This is a genomic window from Fictibacillus nanhaiensis (assembly GCF_042686385.1).
GTDB lineage: Bacteria > Bacillota > Bacilli > Bacillales > Fictibacillaceae > Fictibacillus > Fictibacillus nanhaiensis.
Window position 1 is genome coordinate 2,811,108 of record NZ_JBHUPF010000006.1, and the last position, 21,291, is coordinate 2,832,398.

General features: G+C 36.8%; 23 protein-coding genes. 7 read left to right on the plus strand and 16 right to left on the minus strand.

Annotated elements, in window-relative coordinates; translation table 11 throughout:
* Positions 1-66 precede the first annotated feature (66 nt).
* Positions 67-759 (minus strand): response regulator transcription factor, encoded by a 693-nt coding sequence (locus tag ACFS5O_RS18105; protein WP_205725715.1) that lies wholly within the window; start codon positions 757-759, stop codon positions 67-69.
* The gene (locus ACFS5O_RS18110) at positions 737-1,855 is read right to left on the minus strand and encodes a sensor histidine kinase (protein WP_205725714.1); all 1,119 of its coding nucleotides are present in this window, start codon (positions 1,853-1,855) and stop codon (positions 737-739) included. Before ACFS5O_RS18110 ends, ACFS5O_RS18105 begins: the two co-directional genes overlap by 23 nt.
* Positions 1,856-2,110: 255 nt before the next feature.
* On the opposite strand from ACFS5O_RS18110, the gene ACFS5O_RS18115 reads away from it, so the two are divergent.
* A complete protein-coding gene (locus ACFS5O_RS18115; protein WP_318300270.1) occupies positions 2,111-2,767 on the plus strand; it encodes a DsbA family oxidoreductase in 657 nt (218 codons plus the stop codon).
* 78 nt (positions 2,768-2,845) lie between these two features.
* On the opposite strand, the gene ACFS5O_RS18120 is transcribed toward ACFS5O_RS18115, so the two are convergent.
* The 3 genes from ACFS5O_RS18120 to ACFS5O_RS18130 all read right to left on the minus strand — a co-directional run bounded on the left by ACFS5O_RS18120 (position 2,846) and on the right by ACFS5O_RS18130 (position 5,151).
* Positions 2,846-3,517 carry a 5'-methylthioadenosine/S-adenosylhomocysteine nucleosidase family protein gene (locus ACFS5O_RS18120; protein WP_205725713.1) on the minus strand — a complete coding sequence of 224 codons (672 nt, stop codon included), beginning with the start codon at positions 3,515-3,517 and terminating at the stop codon, positions 2,846-2,848.
* A 65-nt stretch (positions 3,518-3,582) separates the two neighbouring features.
* Positions 3,583-4,065 carry an NUDIX hydrolase gene (locus ACFS5O_RS18125; protein WP_205725712.1) on the minus strand — a complete coding sequence of 161 codons (483 nt, stop codon included), beginning with the start codon at positions 4,063-4,065 and terminating at the stop codon, positions 3,583-3,585.
* A gap of 333 nt (positions 4,066-4,398) precedes the next feature.
* Complete coding sequence (locus ACFS5O_RS18130; protein WP_379839536.1) at positions 4,399-5,151, minus strand: hypothetical protein; 753 nt, start codon at positions 5,149-5,151, stop codon at positions 4,399-4,401.
* A 91-nt stretch (positions 5,152-5,242) separates the two neighbouring features.
* Between ACFS5O_RS18130 and ACFS5O_RS18135 the strand changes: the two genes are divergently transcribed.
* Positions 5,243-5,509, plus strand: a complete 267-nt coding sequence (locus tag ACFS5O_RS18135; protein ID WP_205725710.1) for a hypothetical protein — start codon at positions 5,243-5,245, stop codon at positions 5,507-5,509.
* Positions 5,510-5,554: 45 nt separating this feature from the next.
* Here the strand turns inward: ACFS5O_RS18135 and pheA are convergent, their stop codons facing one another.
* The 3 genes from pheA to ACFS5O_RS18150 all read right to left on the minus strand — a co-directional run bounded on the left by pheA (position 5,555) and on the right by ACFS5O_RS18150 (position 8,037).
* A complete protein-coding gene (pheA, locus tag ACFS5O_RS18140; protein WP_205725709.1) occupies positions 5,555-6,379 on the minus strand; it encodes a prephenate dehydratase in 825 nt (274 codons plus the stop codon).
* A gap of 88 nt (positions 6,380-6,467) precedes the next feature.
* The gene (locus ACFS5O_RS18145) at positions 6,468-7,526 is read right to left on the minus strand and encodes a hypothetical protein (RefSeq protein ID WP_205725708.1); all 1,059 of its coding nucleotides are present in this window, start codon (positions 7,524-7,526) and stop codon (positions 6,468-6,470) included.
* Positions 7,507-8,037, minus strand: coding sequence for an RNA polymerase sigma factor (locus tag ACFS5O_RS18150; RefSeq protein WP_205725707.1), 531 nt, complete (start codon positions 8,035-8,037; stop codon positions 7,507-7,509). The genes ACFS5O_RS18145 and ACFS5O_RS18150 overlap by 20 nt, the downstream gene beginning before the upstream one ends.
* Before the next feature lie 169 nt (positions 8,038-8,206).
* Between ACFS5O_RS18150 and ACFS5O_RS18155 the strand changes: the two genes are divergently transcribed.
* From ACFS5O_RS18155 to ACFS5O_RS18165, 3 genes are all read left to right on the plus strand, one after another.
* Positions 8,207-8,635 (plus strand): hypothetical protein, encoded by a 429-nt coding sequence (locus ACFS5O_RS18155; protein WP_205725706.1) that lies wholly within the window; start codon positions 8,207-8,209, stop codon positions 8,633-8,635.
* 73 nt (positions 8,636-8,708) lie between these two features.
* Entirely contained in the window at positions 8,709-8,828 is a 120-nt protein-coding gene (locus ACFS5O_RS18160) for a DUF1796 family putative cysteine peptidase (protein ID WP_205725705.1), read from the plus strand.
* 57 nt (positions 8,829-8,885) lie between these two features.
* The gene (locus ACFS5O_RS18165) at positions 8,886-9,221 is read left to right on the plus strand and encodes a hypothetical protein (RefSeq protein WP_205725704.1); all 336 of its coding nucleotides are present in this window, start codon (positions 8,886-8,888) and stop codon (positions 9,219-9,221) included.
* A 430-nt stretch (positions 9,222-9,651) separates the two neighbouring features.
* Here the strand turns inward: ACFS5O_RS18165 and ltaS are convergent, their stop codons facing one another.
* Entirely contained in the window at positions 9,652-11,598 is a 1,947-nt protein-coding gene (gene ltaS, locus ACFS5O_RS18170) for a lipoteichoic acid synthase (protein WP_205725703.1), read from the minus strand.
* A gap of 224 nt (positions 11,599-11,822) precedes the next feature.
* Positions 11,823-13,280, minus strand: coding sequence for a protein adenylyltransferase SelO (locus ACFS5O_RS18175; RefSeq protein WP_205725702.1), 1,458 nt, complete (start codon positions 13,278-13,280; stop codon positions 11,823-11,825).
* A 205-nt stretch (positions 13,281-13,485) separates the two neighbouring features.
* Here ACFS5O_RS18175 and ACFS5O_RS18180 point away from each other — a divergent pair, with 205 nt between their 5' ends.
* Positions 13,486-15,207 carry a methyl-accepting chemotaxis protein gene (locus tag ACFS5O_RS18180; protein ID WP_379839541.1) on the plus strand — a complete coding sequence of 574 codons (1,722 nt, stop codon included), beginning with the start codon at positions 13,486-13,488 and terminating at the stop codon, positions 15,205-15,207.
* A 55-nt stretch (positions 15,208-15,262) separates the two neighbouring features.
* Here the strand turns inward: ACFS5O_RS18180 and ACFS5O_RS18185 are convergent, their stop codons facing one another.
* The 5 genes from ACFS5O_RS18185 to ACFS5O_RS18205 all read right to left on the minus strand — a co-directional run bounded on the left by ACFS5O_RS18185 (position 15,263) and on the right by ACFS5O_RS18205 (position 17,829).
* Positions 15,263-15,514 (minus strand): SunI/YnzG family protein, encoded by a 252-nt coding sequence (locus tag ACFS5O_RS18185; RefSeq protein WP_205725700.1) that lies wholly within the window; start codon positions 15,512-15,514, stop codon positions 15,263-15,265.
* Between the two features lie 92 nt (positions 15,515-15,606).
* Positions 15,607-15,876 (minus strand): hypothetical protein, encoded by a 270-nt coding sequence (locus tag ACFS5O_RS18190; protein WP_205725699.1) that lies wholly within the window; start codon positions 15,874-15,876, stop codon positions 15,607-15,609.
* A gap of 9 nt (positions 15,877-15,885) precedes the next feature.
* Positions 15,886-16,380: a hypothetical protein gene (locus ACFS5O_RS18195; protein ID WP_205725698.1), complete on the minus strand. Its 495-nt coding sequence runs from the start codon at positions 16,378-16,380 to the stop codon at positions 15,886-15,888.
* A 136-nt stretch (positions 16,381-16,516) separates the two neighbouring features.
* Positions 16,517-16,981, minus strand: a complete 465-nt coding sequence (locus ACFS5O_RS18200) for a GNAT family N-acetyltransferase (protein WP_205725697.1) — start codon at positions 16,979-16,981, stop codon at positions 16,517-16,519.
* Between the two features lie 359 nt (positions 16,982-17,340).
* The gene (locus ACFS5O_RS18205) at positions 17,341-17,829 is read right to left on the minus strand and encodes a DinB family protein (RefSeq protein ID WP_205725696.1); all 489 of its coding nucleotides are present in this window, start codon (positions 17,827-17,829) and stop codon (positions 17,341-17,343) included.
* A 185-nt stretch (positions 17,830-18,014) separates the two neighbouring features.
* Between ACFS5O_RS18205 and ACFS5O_RS18210 the strand changes: the two genes are divergently transcribed.
* The gene (locus ACFS5O_RS18210; RefSeq protein WP_205725695.1) at positions 18,015-19,643 is read left to right on the plus strand and encodes a sensor domain-containing diguanylate cyclase; all 1,629 of its coding nucleotides are present in this window, start codon (positions 18,015-18,017) and stop codon (positions 19,641-19,643) included.
* Between the two features lie 62 nt (positions 19,644-19,705).
* On the opposite strand, the gene ACFS5O_RS18215 is transcribed toward ACFS5O_RS18210, so the two are convergent.
* Complete coding sequence (locus tag ACFS5O_RS18215; RefSeq protein ID WP_205727226.1) at positions 19,706-21,175, minus strand: aldehyde dehydrogenase family protein; 1,470 nt, start codon at positions 21,173-21,175, stop codon at positions 19,706-19,708.
* Positions 21,176-21,291: the final 116 nt, after the last annotated feature.

Below are 21,291 nucleotides of genomic sequence, written 5' to 3' on the forward strand. Positions count from 1 at the left end.
GCTAATTCTTAAGAATTTCTTAAATCAGTTCGCAAAAAAAATGAAGGTTCATAAATACCTTCATTTCTACTTGCTATTTTTAAATCGGTACCCCACTCCCCAAACCGTCTCAATATATTGTGGCTTGGCTGGATTTTCTTCAATTTTCTCTCTTAGCTTTCTTATATGAACCGTTACCGTCGACGTGTCTCCCATCGATTCAAGTCCCCATATTTGGTCAAATAGGTGCTCTTTAGTAAAGACGATGTTTGGATTGGTCGCTAGGAATTTTAGCAGGTCGAATTCTTTAACGGCTAATTTTTTCTCAATCCCATCAATAAAAACCTGTCGAGAATTCAAATGAATTTCCAGACCCTTTATGACGATGATGTCCGGTTTCACTTCAAGTTTGGTGAGACGCTTGTAACGTGAGATGTGAGCTTTTACCCTTGCTACCAGCTCATTGGTGTTAAAGGGCTTAACGATATAGTCATCTGCTCCTCGGTCAAAGCCACGCATTTTATCAATATCGGCTTTTCTTGCGGTTACCATTAAGATTGGAATCCCCAACTTTTCACGTAACTGGCTGCAGAGTTCGAACCCATCTACACCTGGCAGCATTAGATCAAGCAAGATTAGATCATAAACGCCTTCAAGAGCCATTCGTAATCCTTCATCACTTGTTTCGGCAATGTCGCTATCGATTCCGTTGAACTTCAGGTAATCCTGTTCAAGCTTCGCGATGCTCGTTTCGTCTTCAATGATTAATACCTTCGGCATTTCCTTCCCCTACTTTTCGCTTTTTTAAGGTGAAATAGATAGAAGTACCTTTTCCTTCTCCACTTTCAGCCCAAATCTCTCCACCATGTCTCTCAACGATTTTCTTCACGATAGCCAGCCCTAAACCACTTCCACCCGTTGTTTTGTTCCGAGATGGATCCGCGCGGTAAAAGCTTTCAAAAATGCGAGGTAAAGATTCTTTAGGTATCCCTTTCCCATTATCCGCAAATTTCACAGTGACCGCATCGGATTTAGACTGAAGGGAAACGGAAATCTTTTTCTCTGTTTTGTCACTATACTTCAAGCTATTTTGAATAATATTATCGATGATCCGACCTAAACTTAAGCGATCAGCCATGACGGAATAGTTCTCACTCGGCTCTGATCGAAACGTGATTGCTACATCTTTAAAGGAAGCATCGTATTGAAGCTCCTGGAGATAATCTTCTAAATAGTTATCCAATTGAACCGTTTCAAACTGGAATGGAAATTGTTCCAAATCTAACTTTGAATACAGAAAAAGCTCATTGATCAGGTGATCCATATCATCCGCTTTTTGATACGCGGTCTGTAAATACATTTGTTTCGTCTCTGGGTTATCTGCGATTCCATCTAATACCCCATGTATGTAACCTTTTATCGATGTGAGCGGTGTTTTCAAGTCATGTGAGATGCTTGCTACAAATTCTTTTCGATTGTTTTCGTACAGCTCTCTTTCCTCTCTTGCTTTTTTCAACTGAATCCTCATGCTCTCAAACGTTTCAGATAGTTTTCCCAACTCATCTTTATTTACAGATAAGATCTCATGATCTAAATTTCCATTGCTTATTTCTTCTGCCGCTTTTGTAAGAATACGAATCGGCTTTAGTATCGTTTTTGAAACCATATACGTAAGAATTCCGTTTGTAACGATTAGAATAAAAAGAAGTCCAATAAATCTTAAGCTCATAAACCATTGTGAGTCCTTTTTAACAGGTGCGCCATTCACGCCCGAAAAAATAAGGGTTGCGATTACAACTTCAAGCAATAGGAATAAAACGATCGGAATAACAATCATAGCAATATTAGAGGCGATAAGGCGTTTCTTAATAGACATGACTTCCTCCTGTTGAACAATAAACGAATAGTACAAATAAATTTATATCACTCCTATTATATAACCAAAATATAAAATATCATGAGTGATTCAATAAGAGTTTAGGGTTTTTGAAGGAAATATTGTCAAGACCGAATCAAACCACGTGTAAAATATACAGTTTCCTTTTATACTATGGTAGACATGAATCAAATGGAGGGATTTACGATGTTGCACATTGAAATGTGGACAGACTTTGCTTGACCATTCTGCTATATTGGCAAAAAGCGTCTGGAGGACGCTATTAAAAAGATTAATCATCCTGTTGAAGTAACGTATCGCTGCTTTGAACTGGATCCTACAATGGAACGTGACGTTAACGAAAACATCTATGAAAAATTATCTAAAAAATACGGCATGAGTATAGACGCTGCTAAAGCAAACACACAAAACGTGATACAAATGGCGAAGGAATCTGGTCTAGAGTATCACATGGATACGATGATTTTAACCAACACCTTTGATGCTCACCGTTTAACGATGTTTGCTAAAAAAGAAGGTAAAATGCAGGAGATGACAGAGCGCATTTTATACGCCTTCTTTACAGAATCCAAACATATTGGGAATCATGAAACATTAGCAGATCTTGCCGAAGATGTTGGTTTAAATAGAGAAGCTGTATTACGGATGCTTTCAAGTGATGAGATGGCAGATGAGGTTAGATCTGATGAAGAAACAGCTAAAGCTTATGGAGTAACAGGCGTACCCTTCTATCTCATCAACCAAAAATATGCACTTACTGGTGCACAGCCGACTGATGTTTTTGTTCAAGCACTAAATAAGATTATAGCTGAAAACAAAATCACATTTCTAAATAATGAAGAAGATGGAATGAGCTGTGACGATGATGGCTGTGAAATTCCTAAGAAATAACGGAACAGATCGTATATAAAAAAAACGCAGAGGCATATCATCCTCTGCGTTTTTTTATAGTAATAATTTAAAATTGTTTTATATAAACCTCATTAAATATTCGCCATATATTTTGTTCATCACTTTCGGTGTGTTCTCTAAATAAACATTCATTTGTTCCTTGTTTGATTCGAATTTATCAGAATTTCTCTCATCTGTTGGAAAATCAGATATTCCTTTAATAATAATACATTCGACATCATTCTTTCTACAGATATAAGCAATGGCACTCGCTTCTGTATCGGCTATTGTTATCTCGTTCTCTTTAAGTTCTAAATAGTCCTTCCACATAACGACTGCTTTATCAGCGGTGCCAATTGTTCCAGTATTATAATCATTTCCGTATTTCGATAGATCCATATCAACGATGAAAGATTGTTTAATAAAAGGCTCGACTTCTTTTACTGTACAATCATATTGGACGGCTTTATCGGGTACGAAGATATCTAAATTATTGAACGTATCATCTATTCCTGCACATGTTCCAGCTACGATTACCTTCGTTAAGTTAAATTTTGAAATCATATACTGATTACCACCAACACCATTTACTTTTCTTACACCTGTACTGTAAAAAACGAGTTCGGTATCGTTCATTTTTCTTATGAAATACTCGCCAAACGGATAATCGAAGCGTTCATTCTCTTTAATGCGGAAAAATTCTAAAGTCGCTTCATATTCCCACTTTGTTGCTATACTAATTCCTATCATTAATGTATCACCCTAAATTGCGTTTAATAGTTGTAATTTTCTACTGCTGAACCGGACGAAAGAAATTAAACACTTCTCTCTACCTTTAACTCAAAACTTGGTTTTGTCACATATTCCTTGTAGATAACTTTTCCTTCATTTTTTAAATAATCACTAAAACGAGTCAGATAAGCTTCACCCGTTAACATACCTAATACATCTTCTTTTGGCACCCAGCGGCTATCTGTCGTTTCATCTGACACTGCTAGTTCCCCACCGATCGGCTTACAAACAAAATCAAACATAACTTTCGTTGGAACGTTCGTGACTCCATCATGCCACTTATATTGAGCAGTGTTCGAGTATACTCCAGATAGATGCGAAACGGTAATATCAATACCGCTCTCTTCCTTTGTTTCACGAACCAATGCGTCAATTAAGTTTTCTCCTGATTCCACCTGACCTCCAGGAAAGACCCAGCCGTTATGTATCGTTTTTACTAATAATACATTTCCATTTCCATCTTCCACATAGCCTGCTACTGCTACAATATGAGTTGGCATTATCATCTTTAAAACCTCCGATTGAATAGGTTAATATATCCTACTCCATCATAAGAAGAATTAGAAGATATTCCCATGATCGATTGGTGATAGGTTGATGATAGATTAACTACTTTCTATCATTTCTTAGAATCAACAGTTACGTAGATCAATAAAAAAAGAAAAAACAAAGCCTCTATGATGTTAGTCGTACGATCAATAAAGGAATTAAAAGAAAGATCAAATAGGATATCCGCGACACAATATAACCCTGTAACGATAATTAAAACGAACAGAACAGATTTATTTATGAATAATGAATTTAGTTTCATTTATATTCACTTCTTTCAGAAAAACGACTTATCTATACTTGCTCAAAGCTTCATATATAAATTCTTTTTGGTAGCCGCTTTTCTCATGGATCATGTTCACCCAATGTTCGATTGAATCTGTTTGATCACCCTCATGTAAGCCTTCACTCGTGCTTAAGAAGCTTTCCCAATGAAAGAACTCCCAGTGTGCAATCTCATTCTTATATGGCACTCTGCATTCAAAGAGCGGCTTTGGATAAACGTGATTCTGCGAGTATTCGGCTCCTTGTAGGAAAACATCCCTCTCAATAGGGGTTAGATCGAATAACTGTTTTGAAACCTTGCCGTTCGGTCTATGGTACAGAATTTCAATATGATTTTGATCTCTTGTTTGAACTTGGATTTCAGCCGCAGGAAAGAATCCCTTTACCTTTTCATTCGTGTAATCTTCATTATTTTCTTCAACGAGGATGGGTTGCAGCCACTGATCACCTAAATCACACAGATACCGGTTACCCTTTTCATCTAACGCCACAACTGCAACATGTGCTTCATCTGAATGAAACTTAGAACCGATTGGAAAGGCTGTTATTCCATCATTTTTGAATTCGTCCAACAACCAGAGTGCAAGATCAAAACAGTTTCCCGTATTCCCATATTCCATTCTATGTTCTTTCATCAACGTGACGTCTCTTTGTTTCTTTGAGGTACCTTTATGGAAGTACCAAGCCTTCGTTAAGGTTTCCATAGGAAAAGAATCGAACTTCTTCCACGTTTTCAGAATAGGATGTGATGGATACACCTAATATCCCCCCTAACAGTCATACTATATATTTACAAATAAGTATAACATCATATATTTGCACCGTTAACTTGTTAAAGGAGGATACGAGATGGAAAGCGTTGTTATCGTTAGCGAACTGTTTTTATTTACCTCATTTGTACTTATTCTTTTTCTAAGAAAACGCACTTCAAAAAATGTTTGTACGACACTAATCCTATATCTCATTGGCGCACTGCCCCTTATAATTGCAGGAATGAATAATCAACAAGTGGAAATAGGCACTCATCTAGGACTCGGTCTTTCGTTGATATACACCTGGCTCATCGTGGGCATTGCTATGCTTTTTTGCATCGTACTATTGTTGAAAACAAAATAAGAGTCCAAATAAAAAGAGCTCCGTTTTTTTCGGAGCTCTTTACTTTTATAGTTTTGTCGTTCGATAGCTCCCCAACACACGTATATCATGTCCGAATGCTTCTAGAATCGTAATGGCTTTGTTCATTTTCTCTTCATGAAGGCCATTTTGAGCTTCTACAAAAAAATGATATGTCCCAAGCTGCTTTTTTGTTGGTCTTGATTCGATCCACGTTAAGTTGATGGATAGCGCTGTGAATACGTTCAAGATAGATGATAGAACACCTGAATAATCTGATGTGGGAGAAATCAATAACATCGTTTTGGAATTTTTAGGATTCATTTCTGTATTTTCCTTGCTGATCACAACAAACCGCGTATGATTATTGTTGTTATCTTGAATCCCACTTTTTATGATCTCTAGACCAAAGACCTCGGCAGCATATCGGGATGCAATCGCTGCAACATCTTTTCTTTCTTGATTGTGAACAGCTTGTGCAGCCGCAGAAGTGCTGTCGTAATGCTTACTCTTTACTCTTGCTTCTCGAATGAAATCTCGACACTGCGCCAAAGCAGGAACGATTGACCATACTTCCTGTATCTCTTCTAAACGAGCTCCCTCTAGAGCAAGAAGGTGCAGAGAGACTGGGAAAATAATTTCAGCTTCTACAAAAAGATCATGTCTCAACAATCCGTCAGCCGTAATATTGATCGTGCCTTCAATCGAATTTTCGATTGGAACGATCCCTTTATCAGCTATGCCCTCTTCTACGGCTTCAAGTACATCAACAATAGAATCACATTTATGCCATTCATTTTCGTGATCTGCAAAATAACGAAAGGCAGCTTCTTCCGAGAAACTTCCCTGTGGACCTAAGTATGCAACTTTCATGATTGTGATAACGCCTGCCTTTAGTTTTTCATATCAGTATACAATGATTCAGGAGTTACACCAACCTTTTTTCACTAAAAGGTTTGACTTATTTGACTTCAACCACGATACTTCCGAACCTTTTTCCTCCAAAAAAAGTGTCAAGTCGATAAATCCCAGACTTACTGAACTTCATATTTACCGGAATAGAATGAATGGATCCCACCTCTTCTACAGGACTCAATGGACTGTTTTTTTGAAATTTATACGACCAAACCAACCCAGAATTTTGAACAAGAGCTCTTTCAGGTTCACCGCTTTTCTTGTTCGTTGCTATAACTTTGAAGTCTCCGCTAGTTAAGATGCTGACTTCATTCGTCCCTCCAAAAAAATGCCATAGAAACTTATCTGTTTTACCTGCTATCAACTGCGGGCCAGCTATTCCAATTTTATCTTTCTCACCTAATAAAACTTCGAAGGTGGGGGTTGCAAATTCGGTTGATAATGTCCAATCTTCGTTACTACCTTGAAGCAATTTATCATCGTGATAGATCTTAAATGAATGAGCAAAGTCTGCAGCCGAAACCTCACTAAAGAATGGTGTGTAAAAGTAAACATGATAATTCAACTTACTATGTGGTGACTTAAAGTAATAATGGTGAATTTGTACAACATCCATTGTTTTTTGATGATCTAGACCATATGTTCCTGAGTACCGAAATCCTTCTAAATCTTGACTGATAAACGTATTTTGAGTCTGAATACTTTTAAGTTTTTCATCTTCTGTTAACGGCTCAATCCCTCCAACTTTTTTTCCGTCAGCCATAAAGAATACAGACCCATCTTTGTTTTTTTTCATAATAAAATCATCACTGTTCTTCATTTGAAAAGATTCATCACCATGCAAGAATATCCCGGACCCAGTTGTATATTCCATAGTTTTTTCTTCTGCTTGATTTATAGCGAAATAACTTCCGCTTACTAAAAGAAAAAAAAGAACAATGACGCTTAAGAGTGGTTTGTAAAAACGAAAAATAGTAGATGATCTTTTTTCAGAAGACAACCGGTTTAACTCGTTTTCTATCGATTGTTTCTGATTGCTATCCATCTTATATGATTTAAAATTTTTAAGTTCCAGAATTATTTCTTCATCGGTTAATCGCGTCAATATAATCACTCCACTTTTCAGACGTAATCTTTTTCTTTAAAGATTGAACAGAGCGATAATAAGTAAGATTCACTTTGTCTATTTTCCAACTCAAAATCCGAGAAGTTTCTTCAGGGCTAAAATCTAAAATCCCTCTTAGAATCACAACATCTCGATAAGAAGTCTTCAGCTCATTGATCGCTTTATATAAGTTTTGTTTTCGTTCGTCCTCTAGCAGACAATCTTGTGGAAGTTTACTTTTTTCAAAGAAAATACTTCTTAAATGATCGACAAGAGCATATTGTCGTTTCATTTTTCGCATATAATCAATCGCAACATTCCTCGCAATAGTAATAAGCCATGTTTTCGGATCAGAACGCTGTTCGAATTGATCGATACATATAAATCCTTTAACAAATACTTCTTGAACCATATCTTCAACGTCTTTTGTGCCTAAATAATAAATAAGAAAGTTATAGATATCATTGTGATACAAAGTAAACCAATCTTTAATTCGTTCTTCCTTTTTCATCGCTTCACTCCCTCTTCTAGAGCCTCTCATGTATTAGACGATTAAGGATTGAATTCCTTTCACCACCACTTAAAAATTTTCAACTTGACGTTCATTTTTTTGTTTTTTTGTACTGTTGTACAAGCCACTTTAACCAAAAATCATATATTGTAAGACAGGAGGTGATTTCTTGGCTAAATTTCTTGATTTAAGAACAAGTCAAAATGCAAGTTATTCTAATTCAATTGCACAAACATTTACTGTGGCGAATGCACCTCAATTGTTTGGAAGAATTGGTCTAGGTACTGTTGGTGCCGGCCCCAATATCAGAGTACTCTTACAAGGTGCGGTTTCATTACAGCTTCCTCTACTTCCTGCTGTAACAACCATAACGATTCAAGTCGTAAGAGGTACAAGCCCTAACTCTCCTCTCGTTTATTCCGCGAGTGAAAATATGGACCTAAACATCTTAGGGCCTCAGACTTTCGCATTTAACGCGCTTGACTTTAATCCTCCTGCAGATATTCAACAAACATATTCAGCTTATGTTTCCGTCAGTTTAGTGGGCGTTGTCCGTGTAGGACCAGAAAGTTTCTCCGGGGTTGCGGTAAGCGATTAATAAAAGAAACAACCTTCTTGATGAGGGTTGTTTTTTTTAGAGAGTGATATTTATTGAAACAAGAGGTGGACATATGAGGTTACAAAACATAAAAAAATCGTACAGTGCAGTCATTAGTCTTGGAAGTGAATGCGGTCCTGGCATTCATCTTAGAAGACATTCCCTAAGAAAGACTGCTTTACCCTTTGATTGAGTTTGCTCTAACGTTATTTCCGTTCATGATTTCCCTATTGTTTCTGGTCAACCATTGATGTTAAACTATCTTAGCTTTAAACGTACGACCAAGCAACGTGTAGAGAGAATGTATGAGTGGTTTAGCCCTATTATTTATGAATGGTCCGTTATTGATATAGACGAAGATCAACTGAAAACAGAATCCTTTCAATTAGAGACGGTTTTGTCTACATGTGTGAGTGGTGAATTCAATATTTTGATGATCTATCCTACAAATAAGGTGGAACAAATTACAGAAGTAGATTGGGGCATGAAACATGTATGTGTTATCTATGTTCTGATACAGTTGGATCCTATAACTGATAACGAAACGTGGGATTATTTATTAGATGGCATCTCAATAGAAGATTAATTTGAATACATGAAGATGAATCTGATTTCCATTCAATTCCCTGCATCACCTTTTTTCATATGACTTTTTAAATTATTAATCAAATGTAATAAAAAGTTTACAACATACGGTTTCCTAGCTAATCATCATGTGCTACGCTCTTATATAGGATAATATAACTAGATTAGGATGTTTTAAAAGATGTGTGATGACCAAATCGCGATAAAGATTATAAAAAAATTAGGCCGATTGTTTGAAGAATATAAATACTGCAAATGTGAAAAGCATAAAAAAAAGTTAGTACGCGATATTCAGCTATTGGGTGAAAAACTCGAAGAAATTTAAGACGATTAAGCAATGAACCTCAATATCCTAAATTCCATACATGTTGAGTTTTTTTGTATCTTAATTAACAAAAAGCCGTCCAAATGATCTGGACGGCTTTTCTGTATTACTCGTTTGTTTCACTCTTCGGTTTTTCTTCTTCTTTGATGTTGTAATCATATTTAGAAGGATCAACTGGCTTGAATCCTTTTACCTTATGGAAACGTAGCAAGTCACCATACACGGTACGGTCAGATAGATCCAACTTCGTCTCTGCTTCTTTTTCGATGGCTTTAATTTCTTTTGTTTCCTTAACAGGCTCCCCTGTTTTAGAATCGTAATATTTACCATCAATTCCGGTTACAGTAGGGGATACAAAATCACCGTTACGTAACGGAAGTACTTGATCATGATTTTTAGATAACAAGTCAGTACCGAATTGAATGTACTCTTTCGTATCCAATCCTAACAAATGCATAAGCGTTGGACGAATGTCGATCTGACCTCCAACTTTGTCAATCGTTCCACCTTTTAGTCCTGGTGCATGAATAAATAATGGTACCTTTTGAAGTTGTGTGTTCTCAAAAGGAGTGATCTCTTTTCCGAGTACTTTTGCCATTGATTTATTACGCGTTTCAGCAATTCCATAATGGTCACCATACATAACGACCATCGTGTTATCATATAGTCCTGCTTCTTTCAAATCAGTAAAGAACTGTTGAAGAGCTTCGTCCATATATCTTGCCGTTTGGAAATAACGGTCTACCGTTCCATCTCCTGTTGTATGGGGCTCAATCGTTGCTTCCTCTTCTGTAATCGGATAAGGGAAATGGTTTGATAAAGTAATGAATTTAGAATAGAACGGCTGCTTTAACGATTTTAACATCGGCATTGATTCTTCAAAAAACGGTTTATCTTTTAGACCATAATTCTCTACATCTTCTTCGTTCATATCATAATGTTCTGCATCAAAGAATTTTTGATAACCAAAGCGCTTATAGATCACATCTCGATTCCAGAACGACTTGTAGTTACCATGGAATACAGCTGTCGAATAACCTTGTTGTTCCATGATGGCTGGTGCTGCTTGGTAAGTGTTCTCGCCTTTTGTTGTAAAGGCTGTTCCTTGTGGTAAACCATACAAGGAATTTTCAATCATAAACTCAGCATCTGCCGTCTTTCCTTGTGATGTTTGGTGGTAGAAATTATTGAAATACAACGTGTTCTTATCTCGTGTTAACGAGTTTAAGAACGGCGTTACTTCTTGTCCGTTCAATTTATAATTGATCGCAAAGTTTTGCAGTGACTCTAAGTGAAGGTAGATAACGTTCATGCCCTTTGCTTTTCCGAAATACTCTGGATTTGGTTCAGCATAATTAGCCTTCACATAGTTCTCTACTTCTGTAACATCATCTGTATCTGCAAGTGCACGCTGTGCGGAAGATTTCGAGCTTAGTACCGCATCATAGAGCGTGTAGTTATACATTCCTAAATATTTTACAATATAGTTTCGATCAAACGTTCTAGTCAACAATTGTGGGCGATCCATTTCCGCTAACAATAAGTTGGCAGATAATGCAATAACTGCAGCTAGACCAACCGTTAAGATACTTTTACGTTTTACTTTGATTGGTTCTGGATTAATTTTCTTTGTTAAAACTAATACTAAGAGTACAACGATATCTAGAAAGAACAGAATGTCATATGGATTGAAAAGTGCTCCAATACTGTTTCCGATTGTACCAGCATTTTTTGTCTGCGTTAAAGTTGGTAGCGTGATAAAGTCTGTGAAAAAGCGATAATAAAGCATATTTGCAAATAACATTAAGGTCATCGCAGTATTGATCATAATCATCCAAACGTACGATTTTCTACCTTTTGCAAATAAGGCAAATCCTACAAATAAGAGTGCAGAGCCAATTGGGTTGATAAACAGGATGAATTCTTGAAATCCACCTTCGACTCCCAGATTAAATTCTGTTTTATACGCGGCATAAGATTTAATCCAAACTAAAACAACTGTAAGCAGGAAAAATCCCATATGTTTGTTCAATAATTGTTTTCGGTTAATCATTCTCTCACCTCAAAAATTTCAGTAACCAATCTATTATTCTAGTTTATTTTCACTTCTTTTTCAATACAATCGTGGAAAACAATATAAAAAATAGTACACCTTATTAACTAAAAAGTCAACGAAATATACCTTCCTCTTTTTCCATGGGATATTATGGATATCAGAAAAAGCTACTCTTTCTGAGCAGCTTTTTATCTATATGTTCTTTATCTATTTTTATGTGCTCACGTACCACAAAAGGTTCGATACGGTCCTTCTTTTTCAGGTGGTAATTGCGTGTATTCTTCTTGTTCTGGTAGGTAATCGTAAGGCATCGATAAGACATGATGAAGTCTTTTTAGCACGCTGTAATCACCATTTTCAGCCGCTTGAATAGCCTCTTCCACTCTATGATTTCTCGGAATGATGGATGGATTGTTGTTTCGCATCAACTGCAATGTTTCTTCCTTGGACTTTGGTTGTCTCGTTTTTCTTTCTTCCCACTTTTGGAGCCAAGTCTTAAAATCTTCCGCTTCAAAAAGATCCGAACAATCTTTGTTGCCAAGCGTTAAGGAACGGAATGTATTCGTATAGTCTGCTTTATGATGAGCCATGAGTGAAAGTAGTTCTTCTATTAGAGATTGATCTTCTTTCTCTTCATTATATAAACCAAGCTTTGAACGCATTCCTCTAAAATAATTTGCATGATACAGATCAGAAAAGCCATATAGAACTTCTTGTGCCAATTCAACCGCTTTTTCCTGTTCATCATCTAACAGCGGCAAAAGTGTTTCAGCAAATCGCGCAAGGTTCCACCCAGCAATTCGAGGCTGATTGGCGTATGCATATCGCCCTTCTCTATCGATTGAACTAAAAACAGTCAGTGGATCATATTTGTCCATGAACGCACACGGGCCATAATCAATCGTTTCTCCGCTGATTGTCATATTATCGGTATTCATCACGCCATGAATAAAACCAACGAGCTGCCATTTTGAAATTAAATAAGCCTGTTGCTCAATCACTTTTTTGAGTAGATTTAAATATTGATTTCCGTCAAACTTCACCTCAGGATAGTGACGCTTCAAGCTATAATCTGCTAACGCTCTTAATTCATCGAGAGTTCCCCATTTTGATGCGAACTCAAACGTTCCTACCCGTAGATGGCTTGAAGCTACCCTTGTCATGATAGCACCTGGAAGTGCGGTTTCACGCATGATTGATTCACCAGTCGTAACAACCGCAAGACTTCGAGTCGTTGGAACGCCTAAAGCATGCATCGCTTCACTTATTATATATTCTCGAAGCATCGGACCTAATGCTGCTCGTCCGTCTCCTCCTCTAGAATATGGAGTTCTTCCTGATCCTTTTAGTTGAATGTCAAAACGTTTCCCCTCAGGTGTAATATGTTCCCCTACCATTAATGCTCGCCCATCACCCAACATATTAAAATATCCGAACTGATGCCCTGCATAAGCTTGTGCTAAAGAAGAACCGCCTTTTGGAAGCATGTTTCCTGCAAAGACTTCTAAAGCATCTTCCTGACGAAGAAGATCTACCTTTAATCCCAGTGATATTGCCACTGATTCATTGAGCACAACTAATTTTGGGGATTCTACTGGGTTTGTATCTATTATCGAGAAAAATTTATCTGGTAGTTCAGCATAGCTGTTTTCTAAATTCCAAACTGTTTCTTTTGTCATGAGAAGTACACCCACTTTAATTTGATTAAATCCTCATTTTCTAATTCCACCTTAACATATGAAAAGCTTCCCTTGTTTTCAAGATTTCAATTCTAAACTAAAAAAATAATTTAGACTCACTCTATTCCTTAGTAAAAATTCCCTATTTTATTCCGATATACACGTTGTTGCAAAAAAGAATAATTTGAAGAAATAAGGGGCGAACATGTTGAGAAAAAGTATAAAGTTAAAAATGTTGATTATTTTCTCAGGTTTAATTGTTCTAATGGGTATTTTAATCGGTTATTTATCGATCGATTCCACTAAAAGTTTAATTGAAGAGACGGTTAGCAAACAAGTCCTTGAGACGGTAAAACGTTCTGCAGACTTAATTGAACCCGAAAAGTATGAAAACATCTTAAATTCAGGAAAAACAGACTATTACTGGACATTGCGCAACAAACTGAACGAACAGCGAGAGTTGAACGGACTCGCATATCTGTATACGATGAAAAGAGAAAAAAAAGGTGAGAAGTACATCTATTCTTATGTAGTGGACGGTATGCCAAAAGGATCTAAAGATGCATCAGATCTAGGAGAAGTAGAGAAAGGTGTTGACGATTATCCAGCAATGAAAAGAGCGCTGGATGAAGGAATAACAACTACCGATATCAGCTTTACAGAAGAATATGGTGGAATGGTCTCCATTTACATCCCAATAAAATCTGACTCTGGTGAAGTGATAGGAATTATCGGATCTGATCAAGACGTAACGAGCGTCTATACAGCCATATCTGAAAATCAAATAAAGATGATTGCCATTGTGGCTGGAATTTTACTATTTGGATTGATGATCATCTATTATGTGACCGTCTCTATTACTAGACCGATTCAACTGCTTTCTGATAAGTCTGAGCAAGTTGGAAACGGAGATTTAAGTGTAATTGTTGATTTGGATCGAGAAGACGAAATCGGAAGACTCGCTTCATCGTTTAACCATATGCTTAAAAATTTAAGAGACATCATTCACTCCATCAACCAAATGGGAAATAAATTAAATGAAACAACCCATTTTTTAAACGTTAGTGCAAATGAAACAAAAGCAGCGAGTGAAGAAATTGCTAGTATGATGGACCAAGTTTCAAATGATTCTCTGACTCAGCACGTAACACTCCAAGAAAGTGTGAATGTTCTAGAAGAAATGACTTCGGGTGTTCAGCATATTGCTGCATCAGCTTCCAATTCTTCAAACCTATCACAACTAACTTTAGATAAAGCTACGCAAGGAAACGAATCTATGCAAAAAGCCATTAGTCAGATGAAGAATATATCCGCTTCTGTCAATCAGTCTTCGTCGTCAATTATGACTTTAAAATCACATTCTGTAGAAATTGCTAAGATTATTGAAATCATATCAGGAATCGCATCCCAAACGAACCTTCTTGCATTAAATGCCGCAATCGAGGCTGCTCATGCAGGAGACGCGGGTAAGGGTTTTGCTGTTGTAGCTGAAGAAGTTCGAAAGTTAGCAGACCAATCAACAAAATCCACAGAAACGATTAGCAAGTTCATTCAACAAATTGATAAGGATACCAATCAAACGGCAGATGAGATGGCAGTTGTCTTAGAGGAAGTAAATAAAGGCATGCAAGAAATGATACAAACTGAAGAAGTATTCGCGGTCATTTTATCCTCCATAGAAGGCGTAGCTACACAAATCCAAGAGGTCTCTACTACAACTGAAGAAATGTCTGCTTCATCTGAGGAAGTCTCTGCCTCAGCAGTAGAAACCGCAAAAATTGCTGAATTAGCTGCTGCTGGCACTCAAAATGTAGCCTCCATAACAGCTAGACAAAATAGCCAAATTACAAAAATGTCAGAATCGATCACAATGTTAAATGAGATGACAGAAAACTTAAAGAAATTGACAGAAAAATTTAAGATGTAAGAAATAAACAAAGCTCGGATCATAGATATCCGAGCTTTGTTTATTCCTATCTTGTTTAAGCACCAAGTTTTTTCATAATGGCTGAAGGATTTGAAGTAAACAAAATATACGTTTGTTTTTTAGTTTCAATGACCACCCGATCTGTCGTCCCATATGGTAATCCGATACGGATAGCTGCCTTTTTTTCTCCACCATATGTATCATCTACGTGCACATTCAGGATCTCAGATGCTGGAATCTCCACTCTCGATAGTTGCCATCGAATAATAAAGTTGTTATCTATCTTTTTCACACTAATCTCAACCATGTTATCCACCCCTATTTTTATGTAATACGGTTAATTACGTATTAGGAGATGGAAAGTTTCGGCAAATAGGAGTCTCAAACTATAAAAATCGGTTAATTCCCAAACCCACCGTTTCGCCAAGCAAAGCCCACCATCTCCAACAGTAAAAGGGGGACCGCAAGAATGATTGAGACAGCAATCGCCATTCCTCGAAAACCAAAGTTCTTAGGAGAAAGAAATGCAAAAAACATGGCCATTAGTACTCCTGCCCACATGATCAACCGCCAATATCCGATTGAATAGGCATAGATTTGTATAATTAAAAAGAATGTAACTGTCAAAGCACTTAAGAATAATGATATTAAACTATATTTTTCTTTCAAAATAAGCTCCTAATAGTCCATCGAATTTGCTGATTTCAACAGATCCTCCATCTCAAACTTAGAACCCATTAACATCATCCCGTAATTAACATCATCTTTACTCCAACGAATGGCTTTAGCATCAGATGATTCTCTTTCTATGATAACTTCAGTTCCATCTTTTAATTTTGTTGTCTTCCTCTCACCTTCATCATTAAAGTTTGTGTTTTTGTTCTGAAATGTGGTCACACGAAGAACGAGTCCTTCTTCATTACCATAAACGAATTCGGTATGTAAGATATCTCCCTTTGGATTTCCCACCGGTTCTGAGGCATAGGTTAATTGTACGTCCTTGGGCTGAAAAGGAAGAGTTTCTGGAGCTGCCATCTTTTTTTGCACCTCAGTTGGCAACTGCTCCATCTCTTTCTTTACATTCGGATAGTCCGTTTTTAGCTTCTCTACAGCTCCTTTATCACTGCAAGCTGCCAAAATAACTAATAGTAACAAGCTTAGTATCTTTTTCATAACAATCACCTCTTACTTTTCTATATTCCTCTTTTGGAATATAATTCCTTCTCTAAAGAAGCTGTCCTTTTGAAAAATACAAAAAAAGGTTAGAGTTATCTAACCCTAACCTTTTCGTTTGGTTTTTTATAAAAATTTATAGAACTAATTCCATTGAAAGTCTCGTATTTTTATACCCTAGCTTCTTATACAACTGATAAGCAGCTTCGTTCTTTCCAAAGACACTCAAACCGATAGAAGCTATACCTCTTTGTTTTAAAACACTTTGGAGTTTTTCTAATGTTCTCTTACCGTATCCTTTTCTTCTATAGATAGCATCTATGAAAATATGATACACATAAGCTTGATTAAGATCCGGTACCAACCCATACCAGACTATGCCTACTTTTTCATGAGTTTTGGGATCTAAGATGTTATATAAGTACTGACCTTCTGTCAACAACCCATCTTTCCACAGATCATTCATCATCATTTCTGACTCTTCTTTTGCTGATTGAAATGTTAAGTTGAAGTTATTCGTGATCTCATTTGCGTAATCAGAAATCATGAATGCCAGATACTCCTGAAATTCTTGCTCTGTTAAAGGGATTAAATGTATCATGTTATCTCTCCATTCTATTTTTCTTCAAATTAGAAGGAAGTAAACAAAGATATCATTCATAGAGAATCAATAAAATAAAGCATTACTTCATGAATAAACATCTTTGTTTACTCATGAGACCATGTTACACAATTTGTATGGGACATTCTTGTATGCTCCTTTAGCTTTCATATTCCTATAGAGTTAATTTTAACATAAAAACCCAATAAAAGATTCAATCCATGATCGAACCGCACGTAACATTGATAACCGCACCTGTTATGGCACTAGCTCGATCAGAAGCAATAAACACTGCTGCTTCGTTCCAAAAAAAATACATTCTCCTTAATGAAGAATGTACGAATGTTTTTAATTCGATTTTAAAGACTTAACTTTTCTTTCACTTCTTTGATTTGAAGAATGTGTCGTTGTTCATGATAGGCCACAAATGGAATCCATTGCTTTAAACTAATATCACCGAAAATAGGATGGGGAAAGCCTTTCGCTTCTAAATCCTTTTCATCAGCCGTGTTCTCGATTTCTAATAAAAGTTGATGAGTTGCAGCCAATTTCATCTTTAATTCTTCAATAGAAGCAAATTCCGAAGTTGGGACTGCAAATTCTGGAGCATCTACTTTAATATCTCTGTTGATTGTTGCTTCAATTGGCTTCATATCTGCGTTAACCACTTTGCCATTTTGGAGTTGATGCTTAATGTTCTTTGCAATGCCACCTTCCATTAAATATAAGTGTTCTAGTATTTGCTTAATAGACCATTCATTTTCCGAAGGTTTTTGATTGAGATTCTCATCATGGATTCCCCCTACTTCAGCAAATAGGTCTTGACGTATCTTATCATTAATTAACATCTCTTCATCACCTTTAATGTATATGACTTGTTCTCGTAGTGTAGCATAATCAGCTTCCATAATTCTCGTTTGAAAACTTTATGTCATTGTTTATCTAATTGATTCCTAATCATTTGTACACTTGTTTCCGATATAACAAATGGTTCTTTTAGAAGAAAATTTAATTGTAGTAGGAGTCATTTTGTATGTCTATCAAAATTCAAACGTATCTTTCTGTTAGCATCTCATTAATCATATTAGCCACATCCTTATTTCTTAGCATCTTTATCAGTGATAAATCCAGTGAATTATTAGAAAAAGAAATAGGCAATTCTCTAGCTTCTTCAGCTTTTCAACTATCTCACAACCTTGATTCTTTCATGTGGTCCAGATATCAGGAACTACAAGTTTTAAGTGAACAGGAAGTTCTCAAAGATCCAAGAAGAATAGATGAAGCACAATTTCTGATCGATCAGCTTCAAAATAAAATCCCTTCCTTCTCATGGGTGGGAATAACGAATCAAAAGGGATTCATTCAAGCTTCAACAAAGAAACTGCTTTTAAACCATGATATATCTGCTCGACCTGTTTTTCAAAATGCAACTGAACAGCCTTTTATCGGTGATGTTCATGATGCACTTTTGTTATCCAAACTGATTCCAACCAAGGATGGTTCACCCTTACAATTAGTTGATATCAGTACCCCATTAAGGGATAAAAACGGTGTTTTCCAAGGTGTGTTAGCCGCCCATCTCAGCTGGGAGTGGTCTAAAGAAGTGGAAGCGGCTATTCTAAAGCCCATAAAAGAAAAGAAAAAAGATGTTGAAGTATACATAATCAGTAAAGAAGATACAGTACTCCTAGGTAATAAAAATGATTTAGGAAAAAAACTAATGATAGGTGACCTTGATGATCAAGGAAAGAAAAACGAGTGGAATTTTGTTCGTTGGCCAGATGGAAAAAATTATGTAACAGGCTATGCTTATGGCGACGGGTATGAGAATTATCCCGGACTAGGCTGGACAGTTGTTATACGTCAATCAGAACAAGCGGCGTATGCATCTGTTCAATATCTGCAAACGTTCATTTTAGTCTGTGGGATTGTTATTTCTCTTTTTATGGCTGTTATTGGATGGTTTATCACAAAGAGAGTTTCTCGTCCCCTTTTTGACTTGGCTATCTCTGCTGATAAGTTGAAAGATGGTGAGATTGTCGAGATTCCTTTGTTGCGCGGAATCAAAGATATAGAAGTTCTAAGTTCTTCATTTAGAAGCTTAATCTCATCATTAAAGCAAACAGAAAAACAGTTAGACAAAATGGAGAACATGGCACATACGGACTTTCTGACAAGTATGCCGAATCGGTTAGCTCTTTTAGAGTACATGAATTCAGTTCGCTTCGATTCTTCTAATGGCAGCTATGGGGTGCTTTATATCGATTTGGATGGTTTTAAATCAATCAATGATACACACGGACATCATGTGGGAGATCTACTATTAATAGAGGTAGGTAAGCGGATCATTAATTCATTAATAAAGAAGGAACATTTCGCAGCACGTTTAGGTGGAGATGAATTTGTAGTCGTTTTGCGCATTCAGGATAATTATCTGAATGAAATAACCGAGATCTCACAATTCCTCATAGACACTCTTAACCAACCATTTCATATTCAGGATCATTCTATAAACATTGGGTGCAGCATGGGATCAGCTGAATGGATAGCTAAGGACGTTTCACCACAAACAATACTTGAGTATGCAGATGAGGCATTATACATTTCCAAGAACACTGGTAAAAATAAGTTGAGTTTTTACTCATTTCTAAAAACATCATAAGATTGATTCATTAACAAAAGAAAGCATCCGAATGAAGTCATCCGGATGCTTTTTGTACTTAATTACTTTAATTGGCTAATGAAAGGCCCATAATTTCTTGGCGTGCGTTGTACAGATAACCACTTTAAGGTAGTGAATTCTTCTAACACCCACTCGCCATTAAATCGGCCGAGTCCTGAATCTTTTTCTCCTCCAAATGGCATGTGAGGTTCGTCGTTAACAGATTGGTCGTTAATGTGAATCATACCAGTATGAATTTCGTGAGCTATATCTGTTGCATGTTCGATATCCTTAGAATGAACGGCTCCACTTAGTCCGTACGGGTAAGCATTTGCCATTTGAACCACGTCTTCATCTTTTTCAAATGGTATTAGTATAGCTACTGGTCCAAAGATTTCATTCTTCGCTAATGGCATTTCATTGTTCACATCTGTTATTACGGTTGGTTCTAAAACATTGCCTTCTGCATCTCCACCAACGCGAATCTTCGCACCTTGTGAAACACTTGCTTCAATATCCTTTAAAATTCGATCTACTTGATCTCTGTTAATTAATGGACCAACGTTCGTATCTTTTTTGGATGGGTCGCCAAATTTAAGATTTTTTGCTCGTTTAACAAAAGTTTCTGCGAATTCTTCATAAATGTCTTGATGAACAAAGATTCGATTGATCGCCATACAAATTTGCCCTTGGTGATAGAACTTTCCAAACAGGGCTGAATCTACTGCTTGATCAATATCTGCTTCTTTTAACGCAATAAATACGTTATTTCCGCCTAATTCAAGAGCAGATTTCTTTAAGTTCTTACCAGCAAGTTCTCCGATATGTCTACCTACTTCTGTTGAACCTGTAAACGAGATCAGACGAGGAGTTGGATGTGTGACGATCTCATCTCCAATTTCTGAACCGCGTCCTACGATAACGTTGATCAGCCCTTTTGGAAGTCCAGCCGCTTCAAAGATGCTCGCAAAGATTAATCCACCTGTAACCGGGGTGTCAGTAGCTGGTTTAATAACTACAGCATTTCCAGTCGCAATGGCAGGAGCGATGGATCGAATAGCGAGATGGAACGGGAAATTCCAAGGACTAATGATTCCAATTACCCCTAACGGATTACGGTATACTCTGTTTTCCTTGCCTGCTGTTTGAGAAGGAAGTATTTTTCCTTCCATACGATAAGGGTATGTTGTTGATTCTTTTAAGATATTGATAGAAGCTCGAAATTCAGAGATTGCTTTCATATACGTGCTTCCTGATTCTTTAATGATCCAATCAAGGATAAATTCCTCATTCTCTTGCATAACGGCAGCTACATTTTCTAAAACAGCTCGCTTGTTTTGTGGAAGTTCGTTTGCCCATTCAGCTTGAGCGATTCTCGCTGCCTCATAAGCTTCATCCAAGTCTTCTTTCGTTGCAGCTTGAATGGTAACAAGTTCTTCTTCCGTAAATGGATTTGTGTTTTTCATGAAGCTATCACTGCTTCCTTTTCTCCATTCACCGTTAATATATATATTTGAAAAATCGGTGTTCATTTTATTCATCTTCATTTCCACTCCTTTTACTTACAAAAGATTAGTTAAGACCTTACTCCTATTTTTAGACGATGTAAATCAATCTGCTTATTACTGTACCCAATTAACTGTAGATC